A 15,241-nucleotide genomic window follows, 5' to 3' on the forward strand; every position below is an offset into this window, starting at 1 on the left:
TGAGGCAACAGGATAAGCAGAAGACTACAAGCTGAAGCTGTCCTCTAAGAAAGCGCGAGTCAATAATACGAAGTATTGAACAAAAAAGAAGCACTCAGATGAATTGAATTAAATCATCTGAGTGCTATTTTTCTGGGATTTATGTCCCAGCCTCATTATGCTATTTAACTTTTAATTTTTGAATGTGATCATAATCTGGGGTAGCGTAAAGTGTTTTTTGATTATCATATGTTACAAAACCAGGTTTAGCACCTGAAGGTTTATGAACATGTTTGATTTCAGTATAATCAACTGGTACTTGTGCAGAACTACCAGCTTTTGAAAAATATGCTGATAACATTGCAGCTTCTTTAATCGTCTCTTCACTTGGCTCATCACTTAGAATGACAACGTGTGAACCAGGGATATCTTTAGTGTGGAACCAAAGATGATGTTTTTTAGCTTGTTTATTAGTTAAATAATCGTTTTGTTTATTGTTTTTACCAACCAAGATTGTATCGCCATCTGTAGAAGTGTATGCTTGGATTTGCATCGTCTGTTTCTTTTTCTTCTTGCTTTGTTTACGCTGCTTCATAAATCCTTGATCAGCTAACTCGTCACGAATATCGTCAATTTCATCAACAGAAATATGTGTAAGTTGTTGCTCGATACTTTCAAAGTAGTTAATATTTTCTTTGGTTAATTTAATTTGATGTTGCAATTCGTGTTCACGCGTTTTTAATTTATTATATTTTTTATAATAATTTTGTGCGTTAACAGCAGGTGATTTTGTAGGATTAAGTGGTATTGTCACTTCTTCGCCGTTATAATAATTAAGCGCAGTAAGTAATTCATCCCCCTGCTTAATACGATAGATATTTGCAGTTATAAGTTCACCAAATAATTGTTGTTGCTCTTTTTCTTTGGTACCTTCACGTTCATCTATTAACTTACTTAATTTGTTTTGAGACTTGTGAAGTTGTTGTTGAACAAATTTTACTAAGTCGTTGGCACGTTGTTTAACACGTTCTCTTTCACCACGCGCATCATAATAACGATCTAATAAATCATGAAGTGAGTCGTAAAGTACTACGTCATCATAGAACTGGTCTAATTTCATGAAATAGAAATCTTCTTTTCCAGATTCATGATTTTTATGGAAAACAGGCGTGGGCTCACCTTGAATTTCCTCGAGTACTTCATCAAAAGCTTCCGGTAAAGTTTGTGTTGTCATAAATTGTCTACGGTTTGCAATCTCATTTGTTATCAGCGGGCTAAAACCTTCGAAATGATTGAGCAATTGTCTCGCAATTTTTCCACTATTAAAATCTATATATTTTAACGCTTCAACTCCAGAAATATCAAAAGGATTAATTTTATTTTGAGTTGGAGGTGCTTCATATTGAAAGCCAGGCATAACTGTACGATATTGATTAGTATTTGGTGTTAAATGCTTAAACCCTTCAATAATTTTTCGATTGTCATCTACCAATATTAAATTACTGTGTTTGCCCATAATTTCTAAAATAATTGTACGGTAAATCGTATCGCCGATTTCGTTTTTACTTTGAACATCTATTTCTACACGTCTATCATTACCAATTTGTCTTACTGCTTTAACAATACCACCTTCGATGTGTTTACGAAAAACACGGGCAAACATTGGTGGGTCAAATGGATTATCATATTTTTTATTTGTTAAATGCATTCTAGTAAAACTAGGATGGATAGAAAGTAGAAGCTGATGATTTTTACGATTTTGTCGAATAACGACTAACATCGTATCGTTTTCGGGTTGATTTATTTTATGAATTCTTCCATCTACTAGAAATTGAAGAGATTCCACTATTTTTCTAGTGAATAAACCATCATATGCCATTACTATCAGCCACCTTATTTTTAGTCATTCATCACATTGTAACATGGCAATAAGAAATCTTCATGGTCAAAGTTTGTCCATTGCTATGCTATACAACTAATTAGAGATTGTGGTATCATTGTCTAATAATAGTAGAACAGTTTAGAGAGGTAGTAAGTCATGGAAAATGAGAAAGGTTTGTTGATTGTACTATCTGGACCTTCTGGCGTTGGAAAAGGTACAGTTAGAAAAAAAATATTTGATGATCCGTCCACATCTTATAAGTATTCTATTTCGATGACAACACGTGACAAGCGTGAAGGTGAAGTCGATGGTGTTGATTATTTCTTCAAAGCAAAATCAGAATTTGAAGAATTGATTAAGCAAGATCAATTTATAGAATATGCTGAATTTGTGGGGAATTATTATGGGACACCTGTGCAATACGTTAAAGACACAATGGATCAAGGTAATGATGTGTTTTTAGAAATTGAAGTAGAAGGTGCTAAACAAGTGCGCAAAAAATTCCCAGATGCTCTATTTATTTTTCTTGCGCCACCAAGTTTGGATCATTTGCGTGAACGACTTGTGGGTCGTGGAACAGAATCCAGTGAGAAGATTCAAAGCCGAGTGCATGAAGCGCGTCGAGAAGTTGAAATGATGAACTTGTATGACTATGTTGTTGTAAATGATGAAGTAGACTTAGCGAAACAACGTATTCAATCAATAGTAGAAGCTGAGCACTTGAAGAGGGAACGTATTGAAGCAAAATATAGAAAAATGATATTGGAGGCAAAAAAATAATGTTACAACCACCATTAAACCAATTAACAGATAAAATAAACTCAAAATACTTAGTAGCAACTACTGCTGCAAAACGTGCACGTGAATTAGATGAAAAACCTGAAACTGCATTATTAAATAAATATATTTCAAAAAAACCTGTAGGTAAAGCTTTAGAAGAAATTGCTGACGGTGAAGTTTTTCCTGACGAACTATTCCTAAAATCTTTCTAAAAATAACAAACTTGAGATACGAGTATAGAACATATGCGTTTTGAAAGTGGAGTTTTAAAGTGAGCCTGAGACATTAACAAATGTCTCAGGCTTTTTAATGATAAGGCCACACTTTAAATAAAGCCCTGATAACTTTCTTGTGTAAGAGATTTAGTGCTTATCATCTATCTATTTATCGAGCTAGTGGTACTTATACTTGAATATTAGTTTAAAATGCTATTTCCAATTAAAACTTTTTAACTATGATTCACCTTTTCCGGTGAGGCAACGAAATCATTTTAGAAAAATAAGATTTCTGTCTCACTCTTTTTAATTTAGTTATTAATTTGTGTATAATGATGAGTAATCAAAGTATTCTTAAAAGCTTAAATCATTAAATTTAATTTAGGCTTTCACATAAAATGTTGACTTAAAAAGTCATATTTAATTTATTTGAAGGAGAATGACAATAATATGAAACGAATATTACTCGCTGTTACAGGTGGTATTGCGGCATATAAAGCTATCGATTTAACTAGTAAATTAACACAAGCTAATTATGATGTGAGAGTAATGCTTACTGATCATGCGCAAGAGTTTGTTACACCACTAGCGTTTCAAGCAATTGGTAGAAATCCAGTTTATACAAGTACTTTTAAAGAACAGAATCCAGAGGAAATACAACATGTTGCGCTAGGTGATTGGGCCGATGCCATTATTGTTGCTCCAGCTACTGCAAATACAATTGCAAAATTAGCTAATGGCATTGCTGATGACATGGTGACCTCTACATTATTAGCTACTGAGACACCAAAGTTTATTGCACCTGCTATGAATGTGCATATGTATGAAAATCGTAGAACTCAACAAAATTTAGCGACTTTGAGTTCAGATGGATACTATTTCCTCGAGCCAGGTGAAGGCTTTTTAGCATGTGGTTATGTTGCAAAAGGTAGAATGGAAGAACCATTACAAATCGTAGAGCGGTTAAATCAATATTTTAATGAATCGACTCAAAATCCGATTTATAAAAATAGCCGTTTTGAAGGCAAACGTGCACTAGTTACTGCTGGCCCTACAGTCGAAGAATTAGATCCTGTACGTTATTTATCTAACCGCGCTTCAGGTAAAATCGGTTATGCGTTAGCAGAATCACTTACAAAACGCGGTGCTATAGTTACACTCGTTACAGGACCAACTCATTTAACACCGCCAGCAAATGTAGAAGTAGTCCAAGTTCAAAGTGCAGAAGACATGTTCCATGCAGTAAAAACACGTTTCGAATATCAAGACATTGTGTTTAAAGCAGCAGCAGTATCAGACTATGCACCTGTAGATACACTTGAACATAAATTGAAAAAACAAGAAGGTACACTGTCAGTTTCATTTAAACGTACTCCTGATATTTTAAAGTATTTAGGTGAGCATAAAACACATCAATTTTTAGTGGGATTTGCAGCAGAAACACAAAATATAGCTGAATATGCTCAAAAGAAACTAAAAAATAAAAATGCTGATGTAGTAATTGCAAACAATGTAGGCGATAGAACCATTGGTTTTAGTTCAGATGATAATGATTATACAATGTACTATAAAACAGGTGATACCGCAACATTAGGAAAACATAAAAAAGTCGAATTAGCGGAGCACATACTGAATAGTTTAGAAACAAGGTGGCAATAATATGATAGCTAAGGTAATTGTTGATATACCTTCCAAGAGCGTTGACTTTACATTCGACTATATAATTCCTACGAGATTACAGTCAATGGTTCAGGTAGGTATGCGAGTTATTGTTCCATTTGGGCCAAGAACCATTCAAGGTTATGTTATGCAAGTCACTGATAAACCTGATGGCAATATAGATATCGCAAAATTAAAGGAAATTAAAGAAATACAAGATATCAAACCAGAATTAACAGAAGAACTAATCCAATTAACTGAATGGTATAATAATTACTTCGTTACTAAACGAATTTCAATGTTAGAAGTAATGTTGCCAAGCGCTATAAAAGCAAAATATACAAAAGTTTTTTCAATTGTAGATGCTGACGCTGTTCCTGGATTACTTAAAGTTAAGTTTGATAAGGATGGCCAATATCCTTATAAAGAAGCTCAATATAATGATGATTTAGGCCAAATAGTACCATTACTCAAGCAAGGTATAGTATCTGAAATGACACTTTTATCTCAAAATGTTAGCAAAAAGAAACAACGTGCCGTTAGCATTATTGAGGGTTTCGACTATGATAGTGTCTTAGATTCATTGGAAAAATCTAAAAAACAGTACGAGCTCTATACTTATTTGTTAGATGAGCGTCATCATACGGTATTATTAAAAGATTTAGAAGATATGGGTTTTTCTAAATCGAGTATTGATACTTTAATGCGTAAAGGTTTTGTAGAAAAATATGATGCCATTGTTGAACGTGATCCCTTTGAAACACGTGTTTTTGAACAAGATCAAAAACAACAACTCACAGATGATCAACAAGAGGCTTATAAATCTATACTTGAAAGTATTCAGGAGCACCAGCAACGTACTTATTTACTTCATGGTGTTACTGGATCTGGAAAGACAGAAGTTTATTTACAAACGATTGAAGAAGTATTGAAATTAGGAAGACAAGCGATGATGTTAGTACCAGAAATTGCGCTGACACCTCAAATGGTCTTAAGATTTAAACGAAGATTCGGTGACGAAGTAGCAGTATTACATTCTGGTTTGTCCAAGGGTGAACGTTATGATGAATGGCAAAAAATTAGAGACGGTAAAGCGAGCGTAAGTGTAGGTGCAAGGTCAAGTGTTTTCGCTCCCTTTAAAAACTTAGGGATGATTATAATTGATGAAGAACATGAGTCTTCATACAAACAAGAAGATTATCCTAGGTACCAGGCTAGGGACATAGCACAATGGCGAAGTCAGTACCATAAATGTCCATTAATTTTAGGGAGTGCAACACCAAGTCTTGAAACATATGCAAGAGCAGAAAAAGGTGTTTATGAATTGTTATCATTACCCAATAGGGTCAATCAACAAGCATTGCCAGAAATTGAAATTGTCGATATGAGGACTGAACTTAGCTCAGGTAACCGTTCGATGTTTTCTGAGCAATTACGCAAATCTATACAACAAAGATTAGATAAAAACGAACAAATCGTGTTATTCTTAAATCGAAGGGGATATGCTTCATTTATGTTATGCAGGGATTGTGGTCACGTGCCACAATGTCCAAACTGTGATATATCACTTACTTATCATAAATCAACAGATCAACTCAAATGTCATTATTGTGGACATCAAGAAGTGCCTCCCAATAAATGCCCGAACTGTGAAAGTGAGCACATTAGACAAGTAGGTACAGGCACACAACGAGTTGAAGAGTTATTACAAGAAGCGTTCCAGGAAGCACGTATTATACGTATGGATGTGGATACAACTTCAAAAAAAGGCGCACATGAAAAACTTTTAGATGATTTTGGAGCAGGTAAAGGAGATATCTTGCTTGGTACACAAATGATTGCTAAGGGCTTAGATTTCCCCAATATTACATTAGTAGGCGTTTTAAATGCTGATACTATGTTAAATCTTCCGGATTTTAGAGCTAGTGAAAGAACGTATCAGTTATTAACTCAAGTTTCTGGTCGAGCTGGTAGACATGAAAAAGAAGGGGAAGTTATCATCCAGACATATAATCCAGAACATTATGCTATTAAAGATGTTCAAGCTAACGATTATATGGCTTTTTTTAATAAGGAAATGAATTATCGTAAAATGGGTAAATATCCTCCTTATTTCTTTTTAATCAACTTTACGATTGCGCATAAAGAGATGAAAAAAGTTATGGAAGCATCGAGACATATTCATAAAATTTTGTTACAACATTTAACGGATAAAGCATTGGTACTTGGTCCATCGCCGGCAGCTTTATCTCGTATCAACAATGAATACCGTTTTCAAATTTTAGTAAAATATAAAAGTGAACCCGCATTACATGAGGCGCTAAAATATTTAGACGATTATTATCATGATCAATACTTAAAAGAGAAATTATCCTTAAAGATAGATATAAACCCGCAGATGATGATGTGATTTTTTTGAATCGAATAATCAATTAGACAAGTAGCTAATTTGGGTAAAAATATCCATATGCTACTTGTTTTTTTGAATAATTCGCTCCTTAACATTAAAATTTTTATAAAAATCATAAGAAATATATAATTTAATAATATTTACAAAAAATAATCAATTTTAACTTTGCATTTAATGATAAATGAAGTTATATTAAAGAGTGAGGAGTCCTACTTAAATTGCTAACAAGTTGAAATAAGCTTTTAGTAAAAAGAAGTAAAGTTTACTATTCGGTGTTGAAGTTGGTTTTTAAAATGGATGTTTAAGGAGTTGTGCATATGAGTTTGCTTAGAAATAGAGAAGCGGTTGGCTTAAGCGTAGTGGAGTTATCAAATCGTATTACATCATTATATAATACGTCACTTAGTCCTGAAATGATTGAATTGATAGAGGAGAAAAAAGAGAAATTAAATCATCAAGATGCGCAAATATTAGCAGAATTTTTTAATACAACTTCAGAAGATGTATTTTAGATAAACAATATGAGATAGTTCTAAATAGGATATAGTATACATAACTATTAGAGGATATGTAGAATCAAGGGGGGGAAAGCTTGTGAAATATAATGAATTCAATCAACCTATTGGCGAGCAACTAGATGATTTTCAAGTACCTATTGTGCCGAATGCCTTATCGATAGAAGGTCGATATTGTCGCTTAGAAAAGTTGAAACCAAAACATAGTGAAGGCTTATATACCCATTTTGGAACGGTTGAGGATTTACCTAATTGGACTTATTTGCCTGATGAGCAACCTCAAGATATAGAAGCGTTTAAAGTATACTTAAATAAAAAATTTGAAACCAAAGATCCATATTTTTTTGCGATTGTTGATAGACAAACAGGGCAAGCAGTGGGTATTGTTGCTTTGCTTAGAATTGATCAGTCAAATGGTTCTATTGAAGTTGGGCATATTCATTATGCCAATATTTTAAAACGAACACGTATTGCGACTGAGGTTCAATTTTTATTGGCTAATTATATCTTCGAAACGTTAGGCTATAGAAGATATGAATGGAAATGTGATGTACATAACGAACCTTCTATCAAAGCTGCAAAACGTTTAGGTTTTAAATATGAAGGTATCTTTCGAAATCATAAAGTTTATAAAGGACGCAATCGGGACACTTGTTGGTTGTCCATCATTGATAGCGAATGGCCAAAGTTTAAACAACAATATGAAAAATGGTTAGATGAAAAGAATTTTGATGAATTTGGTAATCAAATTTATCGTTTGTCTATCTAATATTAATCTTTAATATATAAATAGATAATATGAAAATGAATCAATTTTTAAGGGATGATTTTATCAAATTGTGATAAAATCATTCTTTTTTTATATTGAAAATAATAGTAACAAAATAACTTAATGCTCGCATTGAAAAGGGATACAACAATACAAATGTATGCGGTATATTAAAATCCTAAATTTGAATGTATGATGCAATTTCAATTAAAATAAGTTATAATGATGTGATGAATTTTTATGAGGAGATATAACTATGACAATTAAGCAGCTTGTAACAAGCAAACACCCAATACTTAAAAAGACGATATCAAGCGTGACTCAATTTGATAAACGATTAGAGCAATTGTTGTTAGATTTAGAAGACACGATGTATGATGTTGAAGCATCTGCCATTTGTGCACCTCAAATAGGTATTGAACAAAAAGTAGCTATTATAGATATGGAAATAGATGGTTTGTTACAACTGATTAATCCTCAATTAGTAAGTGAATCTGAAGAAAAAGTGACAGATTTAGAAGGTTCTATTAGTATGCCTAATGTATTTGCTGAAGTAACTAGAAGTAAAATGATTGTGGTTAAAAGTAACGACAAGCATGGTAATGAAGTAGAAATGACAGCACACGATGATATTGCTAGAATGATTTTACATATGATTGATCATTTTGATGGCATATTATTTACAGAGCGTGCAGAGCGTATTTTAGACGAAGCTGAGATGGAGGCGTATTTTGACAATGAGTAAAATTATCTTTATGGGAACACCTGATTTTTCAACAAAAGTATTAGAAATGTTAATTGCTGAACATAATGTGATTGCTGTAGTAACACAACCAGACAGACCAGTAGGTAGAAAGAGAACATTAACACCACCGCCAGTTAAAGAAGTGGCAGTAAAACATGGATTACCAGTATATCAACCAGAAAAATTAGCTCAATCTGAAGATTTAGAGAAACTTATTGCTTTAGATGCAGATTTAATTGTCACAGCAGCTTTCGGACAAATTTTACCAGAATCATTATTAAATGCTCCTAAGTTAGGTGCAATCAATGTACATGCGTCATTATTACCAAAATACAGAGGTGGAGCACCGATACATCAAGCTATTATAGATGGTCAAAAAGAAACGGGCATTTCTATTATGTATATGGTTAAAAAATTAGATGCAGGAGATATTATCTCTCAACGTGCAATTGCAATAGAAGACCAAGATGATGTTGGGTCAATGCATGATAAATTAAGTTTCTTAGGTGCAGATTTATTAAAAGAGACATTACCTTCAATTATAAATGGTACGAATCAGCGTATAGAACAAAATGAAGACGAGGCAACATTCGCATCAAACATTAGCCGTGATCAAGAAAAAATAGATTGGTCTCAGTCAGCAGAAGCAATATACAACCATATAAGAGGTCTTTCACCTTGGCCAGTCGCATATACAAAAATGGATGATGGTAACTTAAAAGTATATGCTAGTCGTATTGAACAAGGAAAGACAGGTGAACCTGGAACAATTATAGAAACAACAAAAAAAGCAATTATTGTTGCTACAGGTTCTGGCGATGCTATCGCATTAACAGATATACAAGTTGCAGGTAAAAAACGTATGTTAACTGCAAACTATTTAAGCGGAGTACAAACTGCGCTTGTTGGGAAGGTACTATCATGACAATAGATACAAATGTAAGGTTATTAGCCTTTGAAACAATCCAAGATATTATAAATGATAAAGCTTACAGTAATATTATTATTAACGAAGTATTATCAAATAATGAATTAAACAGAGCAGATAAAAGTTTGTTTACAGAACTTGTATATGGCACGTTGAAAAGAAAATATACATTAGATTATTTGTTAAAACCATTTGTACAGACAAAACTTAAAGGCTGGGTAAGACAATTACTTTGGATGAGTATTTACCAATATGCGTACTTAGATAAAATACCTGAACATGCTATCATCCACGAAGCGGTGGAAATCGCTAAATACAAAGGCGGACCACATAATGGAAACGTAGTTAATGGTATTTTAAGAAATATGATGCGCAGTGAGTTACCAGACTTCACGGAAATTACAGATAATAAAAAGAGAATTGCTATTGAATATAGCTTACCTAAATGGTTAGTGGATCATTGGGTTACACATTTTGGCTTAGAAAAGACAGAAGAGATTGCGCAATCTTTCTTAGATAAAGTGTCAACAACTGTGCGTGTAAATCTAACAAGAATTACTGTTGATGAAGCAATTAGAAGATTAACAGATGATGATTATATAGTAGAACTAGATAAAGAAATTGATACTTGCCTACATATTAGTGGTAAGCCAATTATTGAATCAAGATTATTTAAAGATGGACTCGTGTCAATTCAGGATAAAAGTTCGATGTTCGTTGGTGAGGTTATGTCATTAAAAGAGGGCGATAAAGTGCTTGACGCATGTAGTGCGCCAGGTGGTAAAGCTTGTCATATGGCTGAAATATTAAATGGTACAGGTCAAGTTGATGCGACAGATATCCATGAACATAAAATTGATTTAATTGATTTCAATATCAAAAAATTACGATTATCTAACATTTCTGCTTTTGAACACGATGCAACTGAAAAATATGATAAAGTGTATGATAAGATTTTAGTCGATGCACCATGTAGCGGATTAGGTGTGTTAAGACATAAACCTGAAATTAAATACGAGCAATCACAACATTCCATTCAATCATTAGTTGAAATTCAATTAGAAATTTTGAATAATGTGAAAGATAGTGTGAAACCAGGTGGCACGATTATTTATTCAACATGTACGATTGAACAAATGGAGAATGAAAACGTAATATATACGTTCTTAAAAGCAAATAATGATTTTGAATTCGATGCTTTTGAACACCCAATAACTGGAGAAAAAGTGAAGACAATGCAAGTTTTACCTCAAGATTTCAACTCTGATGGCTTTTTCATTACTAGGATAAAAAGAAAGGAAACGTAATAAATGATAACTACAGAAAAGAAAAAAAAGAATAAGTTTCTTCCCGATTTTGAAAAGCAATCAATTTATTCACTGAGATACGATGAGATGCAAGAATGGTTAGTTAGTAATGGCCAACAAAAATTCAGAGCAAAACAAATTTTTGAATGGTTATACGAAAAACGTGTAAATAGTATTGATGAAATGTCAAATTTATCAAAAGAATTACGTGAAGTTTTAAAGAACAGTTTTACTATGACTACAATGACTACAGTAGTTAAACAAGAAAGTAAAGATGGTACGATCAAATTCCTTTTCGAACTACAAGATGGTTACACGATTGAAACGGTATTGATGAGACATGAATATGGTAATTCAGTATGCGTAACGACGCAAGTTGGGTGTCGTATTGGTTGTACGTTCTGTGCCTCTACATTAGGTGGCTTAAAGCGTAACTTAGAAGCGGGTGAAATCGTTTCACAAGTTTTGACAGTACAAAAGGCATTAGACGAAACAGAAGAACGTGTATCTCAAATTGTAATTATGGGTATCGGTGAACCATTTGAAAATTATGATGAAATGATGGATTTCTTGAAAATTGTTAATGACGATAATGGTTTAAATATTGGTGCACGTCATATTACAGTTTCTACATCAGGTATTATTCCACGAATTTATGATTTTGCTGATGAAGATATTCAAATTAACTTTGCAGTTAGTTTGCATGGTGCAAACGATGAAGTTCGTTCACGATTGATGCCAATTAATAGAGCATATAATGTTGAAAAATTAATGGAAGCAATTAATTATTATCAAGAAAAAACGAATAGACGTATTACTTTTGAGTATGGTTTATTTGGTGGTGTAAATGACCAAGTAGAACATGCTAGAGAACTTGCGCATTTAATACAGAAATTAAATTGCCATGTTAACCTAATTCCAGTAAACCACGTACCGGAAAGAAATTATGTTAAGACTCCAAAAGAAGATATCTTTAAGTTTGAAAAAGAGTTAAAACGATTAGGTATCAATGCAACAATTAGACGTGAACAAGGTGCAGATATCGATGCTGCATGTGGACAACTAAGAGCTAAGGAACGAAAAGTAGAAACGAGGTAGAGACATGCTAAATGCACAATTTTTTACTGACACAGGACAATATCGGGATAAAAACGAAGATGCTGGTGGCGTTTTTTACAATCGTACAGAACAACAATTATTAGTGCTTTGTGATGGCATGGGTGGTCATTTAGCAGGTGAAGTAGCTAGCCAGTTCGTAACAAAAGAGTTACAACAAAGATTTGAAGAAGAAAATTTAATCGAGGCAGATCAAGCTGAAGCTTGGTTGAAGACAACCTTAAAAGCTATTAACCGTGAACTTTATGACAAATCAGTAGAAAACCCAGAATATCAAGGTATGGGTACAACTTGTGTTTGTGCTTTAGTATTTGATAACTATGTGGTCGTTGCCAATATTGGGGATTCACGTGCCTATTTAGTAAATAGTAGGGAGATCGAGCAAATTACAAATGATCATTCTTTCGTGAATCACCTTGTTATGATTGGACAAATCAGCGCTGAAGAAGCTTATACGCATCCACAACGTAATATCATTACAAAAGTAATGGGTACAGATAGATTGGTGACACCAGATATTTTTGTAAAAAAGACAAAGTTTTATGACTATCTCATGTTGAACTCTGATGGTTTAACAGATTTTGTGCGTAATCATAAAATTCAAGAAGCATTGCTCCAAGACAACGAATTAGAAACACAAGGTCAATATTTGATTGAACTTGCATTAACAGAAGGTACGAATGATAATGTAAGTTTAGTGTTGGCTGAGGTTGAAGGTGATAAGGTATGATAGGCAAAATAATTAATGAACGTTACAAAGTTACTAAAAAGCTTGGTGGCGGTGGAATGAGTAGAGTCTATCTTGCTGAAGACTCGATTCTCAAACGAAGTGTTGCAATTAAAGCTATTAGAATTCCAGCAGGCGAAAAAGAAGAAGCAATCAAAAGATTTGAGCGAGAAGTACATAATTTAACGCAATTATCCCATGATAATATTGTTAACGTTTTTGATGTTACAGAAGATGATGAAAATTTCTATTTAGTTATGGAATATATTGAAGGTTTAACATTATCTGAATACATTCAAAAGAATCATCCGCTAGTTGTGGATACAATATTAAATTTTATAAATCAAATCATCAACGGTATTAAACACGCTCATGATACAAAAATTGTGCATAGAGATATTAAACCACAAAATATTTTGGTGGATAAAAATCAAACATTAAAAATATTGGATTTTGGTATAGCTAAAGCATTAAGTGAAACAACAATGACAGAAACAAATCATGTATTGGGTACTGTCCAATATCTGTCTCCAGAACAAGCACGTGGAGATATTACAGATAATGGCACAGATATCTATTCAATGGGTGTTGTATTATATGAAATGCTTATTGGTAAACCGCCATTTTCTGGAGAAACAGCTGTCAGTATTGCAATAAAGCATATTCAAGATCCTATGCCAAATGTAACTGATGAACGTTCAGATATACGTCAAGCTTTGAGCAATGTTGTACTAAAAGCAACTGAAAAAGACAAGATGGAGCGTTACCAATCAGTAAGAGAAATGCAAAATGATTTAGAAACTGTTATGTCAGATGAACGTGCATCAGAAGACCGATATCAATCTTCTATCACTAATACTAAAACAGTACCGATAAATAAATCAGAAATTGCAAACCAGACACGCGAGGAAGACAAAGGTAAAAGTATTAGTGAGACAATGCAAATTCCTATTGTCAATCAACAACAATTTCAATCCAGCGAAGAACATATCTATGCAGTTCCTAGAAAGAAACGTTCTAAGAAAAAGAAATTTTTATATACTTTAATTATTGTTTTATTATTATTTGGTCTATTTGGCTTTATGGCTATGGGGATGTTTGGTAATAAATATTTAGAAGCACCAGACTTAACTGGAAAAACTGAAAAAGAAGCTGAACATATTTTAAAAGAAAATAAATTACAAATGGGTAAAACTACTCGAGAGTATAGTGATAAATATCCTGAAAATAAAATAATAAAAACGAAGCCTGAAAAAGGTGAACGACTAGAACAAAACAGTAAAGTTGATATTGTGATGTCTAAAGGACCACAATTAGCTGAAATGCCAAGTTTATATGGTATGTCAAAATCTGAAGCAATCAACAAACTAGAAGATTTAGGTATAAAAGGTACCAAAGTTAAACAGTCTTATAGCAAACAAAATGTAGCTAAAGGTTTAATTGAATCACAAAACATTTCACCTGGTGATAAAGTAAAAGTGAATAATAGCAATATTGAACTAATTGAGTCACTAGGCATCAAACAAGTTTATGTTGATGATTATGAAAATAAATCTTTTAAAACTGCTAAAGAAGAGCTAGAATCTAAAGGCTTTAAGGTAGAAGTTTCAGAAGAAAAAAATGATGATAAAGTTAAAAAAGATGATGTTATTAGCCAGTCACCAAAAGGTGAGGAAGTAGATGAAGGTTCTACGATATCATTTGTCGTGTCTAAAGGTAAGGAAGAGTCTAAAGACGAATCTAAGGATGACGCTAAGGACAAAGATGACAAAGATAAAGACGATTCTAAAGATGGTGAAGCTGCAACGAAAGAGTATACTGAAACACACCAAGTGCAATATACTGGTGATGATGATGAAAGTCAAGAAGTGAAAGTATATATTAGAGATAAAGATGACCAAGGGTCATCAGCAGCACAGACATATAAGATTAAAGAAAACAAGACTATTAAGATACCAATGACAATTGAAAAAGGTAAGACGGCTGGTTTTACTGTTCGTGTTGATGATAAGGTTGTTGCTGATAAAGACATACCTTATGACTTTTAGCGACACTTAACGAGTAAACGAGTATAGTGTCGCTTATGCAAGAGCAAAGGTCTTGCGAACTAAACGTGATGAGTAAACGAGTATAGTGTCGCTTATGCAAGAGCAAAGGTCTTGCGAACTAAACGTGATGAGTAAACGAGTATAGTGTCGCTTATGCAAGA

Annotated in this window: 13 protein-coding genes; 12 read left to right on the forward strand and 1 reads right to left on the reverse strand. The window is 33.2% G+C overall.

All coding sequences use genetic code 11. The annotated features are described in order from the left end of the window. Positions 1-160: 160 nt before the first annotated feature. On the reverse strand, positions 161-1,858 hold the full coding sequence (locus tag ACSUE0_RS10845) for an Rqc2 family fibronectin-binding protein (protein ID WP_436957349.1): 1,698 nt from the start codon (positions 1,856-1,858) through the stop codon (positions 161-163). A 159-nt stretch (positions 1,859-2,017) separates the two neighbouring features. Between ACSUE0_RS10845 and gmk the strand changes: the two genes are divergently transcribed. The 12 genes from gmk (at position 2,018) to pknB (ending at position 15,080) form a co-directional block, all read left to right on the forward strand. After that, the gene (gmk, locus tag ACSUE0_RS10850) at positions 2,018-2,641 is read left to right on the forward strand and encodes a guanylate kinase (RefSeq protein ID WP_017724241.1); all 624 of its coding nucleotides are present in this window, start codon (positions 2,018-2,020) and stop codon (positions 2,639-2,641) included. Next, positions 2,641-2,853: a DNA-directed RNA polymerase subunit omega gene (gene rpoZ / locus ACSUE0_RS10855; RefSeq protein ID WP_029377521.1), complete on the forward strand. Its 213-nt coding sequence runs from the start codon at positions 2,641-2,643 to the stop codon at positions 2,851-2,853. Before gmk ends, rpoZ begins: the two co-directional genes overlap by 1 nt. A gap of 453 nt (positions 2,854-3,306) precedes the next feature. Then, on the forward strand, positions 3,307-4,515 hold the full coding sequence (gene coaBC, locus ACSUE0_RS10860) for a bifunctional phosphopantothenoylcysteine decarboxylase/phosphopantothenate--cysteine ligase CoaBC (protein ID WP_119613611.1): 1,209 nt from the start codon (positions 3,307-3,309) through the stop codon (positions 4,513-4,515). 1 nt (position 4,516) lies between these two features. Beyond that, positions 4,517-6,925 carry a primosomal protein N' gene (gene priA, locus ACSUE0_RS10865; RefSeq protein WP_119613612.1) on the forward strand — a complete coding sequence of 803 codons (2,409 nt, stop codon included), beginning with the start codon at positions 4,517-4,519 and terminating at the stop codon, positions 6,923-6,925. Positions 6,926-7,242: 317 nt separating this feature from the next. Continuing rightward, complete coding sequence (locus ACSUE0_RS10870) at positions 7,243-7,437, forward strand: hypothetical protein (RefSeq protein WP_119613613.1); 195 nt, start codon at positions 7,243-7,245, stop codon at positions 7,435-7,437. 82 nt (positions 7,438-7,519) lie between these two features. After that, positions 7,520-8,209: a GNAT family N-acetyltransferase gene (locus tag ACSUE0_RS10875; RefSeq protein WP_119613614.1), complete on the forward strand. Its 690-nt coding sequence runs from the start codon at positions 7,520-7,522 to the stop codon at positions 8,207-8,209. A 256-nt stretch (positions 8,210-8,465) separates the two neighbouring features. Then, positions 8,466-8,954, forward strand: a complete 489-nt coding sequence (locus ACSUE0_RS10880) for a peptide deformylase (protein WP_119613615.1) — start codon at positions 8,466-8,468, stop codon at positions 8,952-8,954. After that, complete coding sequence (fmt, locus tag ACSUE0_RS10885; protein WP_119613616.1) at positions 8,947-9,879, forward strand: methionyl-tRNA formyltransferase; 933 nt, start codon at positions 8,947-8,949, stop codon at positions 9,877-9,879. The genes ACSUE0_RS10880 and fmt overlap by 8 nt, the downstream gene beginning before the upstream one ends. Before the next feature lie 2 nt (positions 9,880-9,881). Further along, complete coding sequence (rsmB, locus tag ACSUE0_RS10890; protein ID WP_436957363.1) at positions 9,882-11,189, forward strand: 16S rRNA (cytosine(967)-C(5))-methyltransferase RsmB; 1,308 nt, start codon at positions 9,882-9,884, stop codon at positions 11,187-11,189. Positions 11,190-11,192: 3 nt separating this feature from the next. Further along, on the forward strand, positions 11,193-12,287 hold the full coding sequence (rlmN, locus tag ACSUE0_RS10895; RefSeq protein ID WP_119613618.1) for a 23S rRNA (adenine(2503)-C(2))-methyltransferase RlmN: 1,095 nt from the start codon (positions 11,193-11,195) through the stop codon (positions 12,285-12,287). Between the two features lie 4 nt (positions 12,288-12,291). Continuing rightward, on the forward strand, positions 12,292-13,035 hold the full coding sequence (locus tag ACSUE0_RS10900) for a Stp1/IreP family PP2C-type Ser/Thr phosphatase (protein ID WP_107531383.1): 744 nt from the start codon (positions 12,292-12,294) through the stop codon (positions 13,033-13,035). Continuing rightward, positions 13,032-15,080, forward strand: coding sequence for a Stk1 family PASTA domain-containing Ser/Thr kinase (gene pknB, locus ACSUE0_RS10905; protein ID WP_436957354.1), 2,049 nt, complete (start codon positions 13,032-13,034; stop codon positions 15,078-15,080). Before ACSUE0_RS10900 ends, pknB begins: the two co-directional genes overlap by 4 nt. Positions 15,081-15,241 lie beyond the last annotated feature (161 nt).

The sequence above is a fragment of the Staphylococcus sp. AS1337 genome (assembly GCF_051408735.1).
In the GTDB taxonomy this organism is placed as follows: domain Bacteria; phylum Bacillota; class Bacilli; order Staphylococcales; family Staphylococcaceae; genus Staphylococcus; species Staphylococcus xylosus_B.

What these genes read in the sequence shown, in the direction of transcription:
- ACSUE0_RS10845 (WP_436957349.1), bottom strand. Translation starts at nt 1,858, where the DNA reads ATGGCATATGATGGTTTATTCACTAGAAAAATAGTGGAATCTCTTCAA.
- gmk (WP_017724241.1), top strand. Translation starts at nt 2,018, where the DNA reads ATGGAAAATGAGAAAGGTTTGTTGATTGTACTATCTGGACCTTCTGGC.
- rpoZ (WP_029377521.1), top strand. Translation starts at nt 2,641, where the DNA reads ATGTTACAACCACCATTAAACCAATTAACAGATAAAATAAACTCAAAA.
- coaBC (WP_119613611.1), top strand. Translation starts at nt 3,307, where the DNA reads ATGAAACGAATATTACTCGCTGTTACAGGTGGTATTGCGGCATATAAA.
- priA (WP_119613612.1), top strand. Translation starts at nt 4,517, where the DNA reads ATGATAGCTAAGGTAATTGTTGATATACCTTCCAAGAGCGTTGACTTT.
- ACSUE0_RS10870 (WP_119613613.1), top strand. Translation starts at nt 7,243, where the DNA reads ATGAGTTTGCTTAGAAATAGAGAAGCGGTTGGCTTAAGCGTAGTGGAG.
- ACSUE0_RS10880 (WP_119613615.1), top strand. Translation starts at nt 8,466, where the DNA reads ATGACAATTAAGCAGCTTGTAACAAGCAAACACCCAATACTTAAAAAG.
- fmt (WP_119613616.1), top strand. Translation starts at nt 8,947, where the DNA reads ATGAGTAAAATTATCTTTATGGGAACACCTGATTTTTCAACAAAAGTA.
- rlmN (WP_119613618.1), top strand. Translation starts at nt 11,193, where the DNA reads ATGATAACTACAGAAAAGAAAAAAAAGAATAAGTTTCTTCCCGATTTT.
- ACSUE0_RS10900 (WP_107531383.1), top strand. Translation starts at nt 12,292, where the DNA reads ATGCTAAATGCACAATTTTTTACTGACACAGGACAATATCGGGATAAA.
- pknB (WP_436957354.1), top strand. Translation starts at nt 13,032, where the DNA reads ATGATAGGCAAAATAATTAATGAACGTTACAAAGTTACTAAAAAGCTT.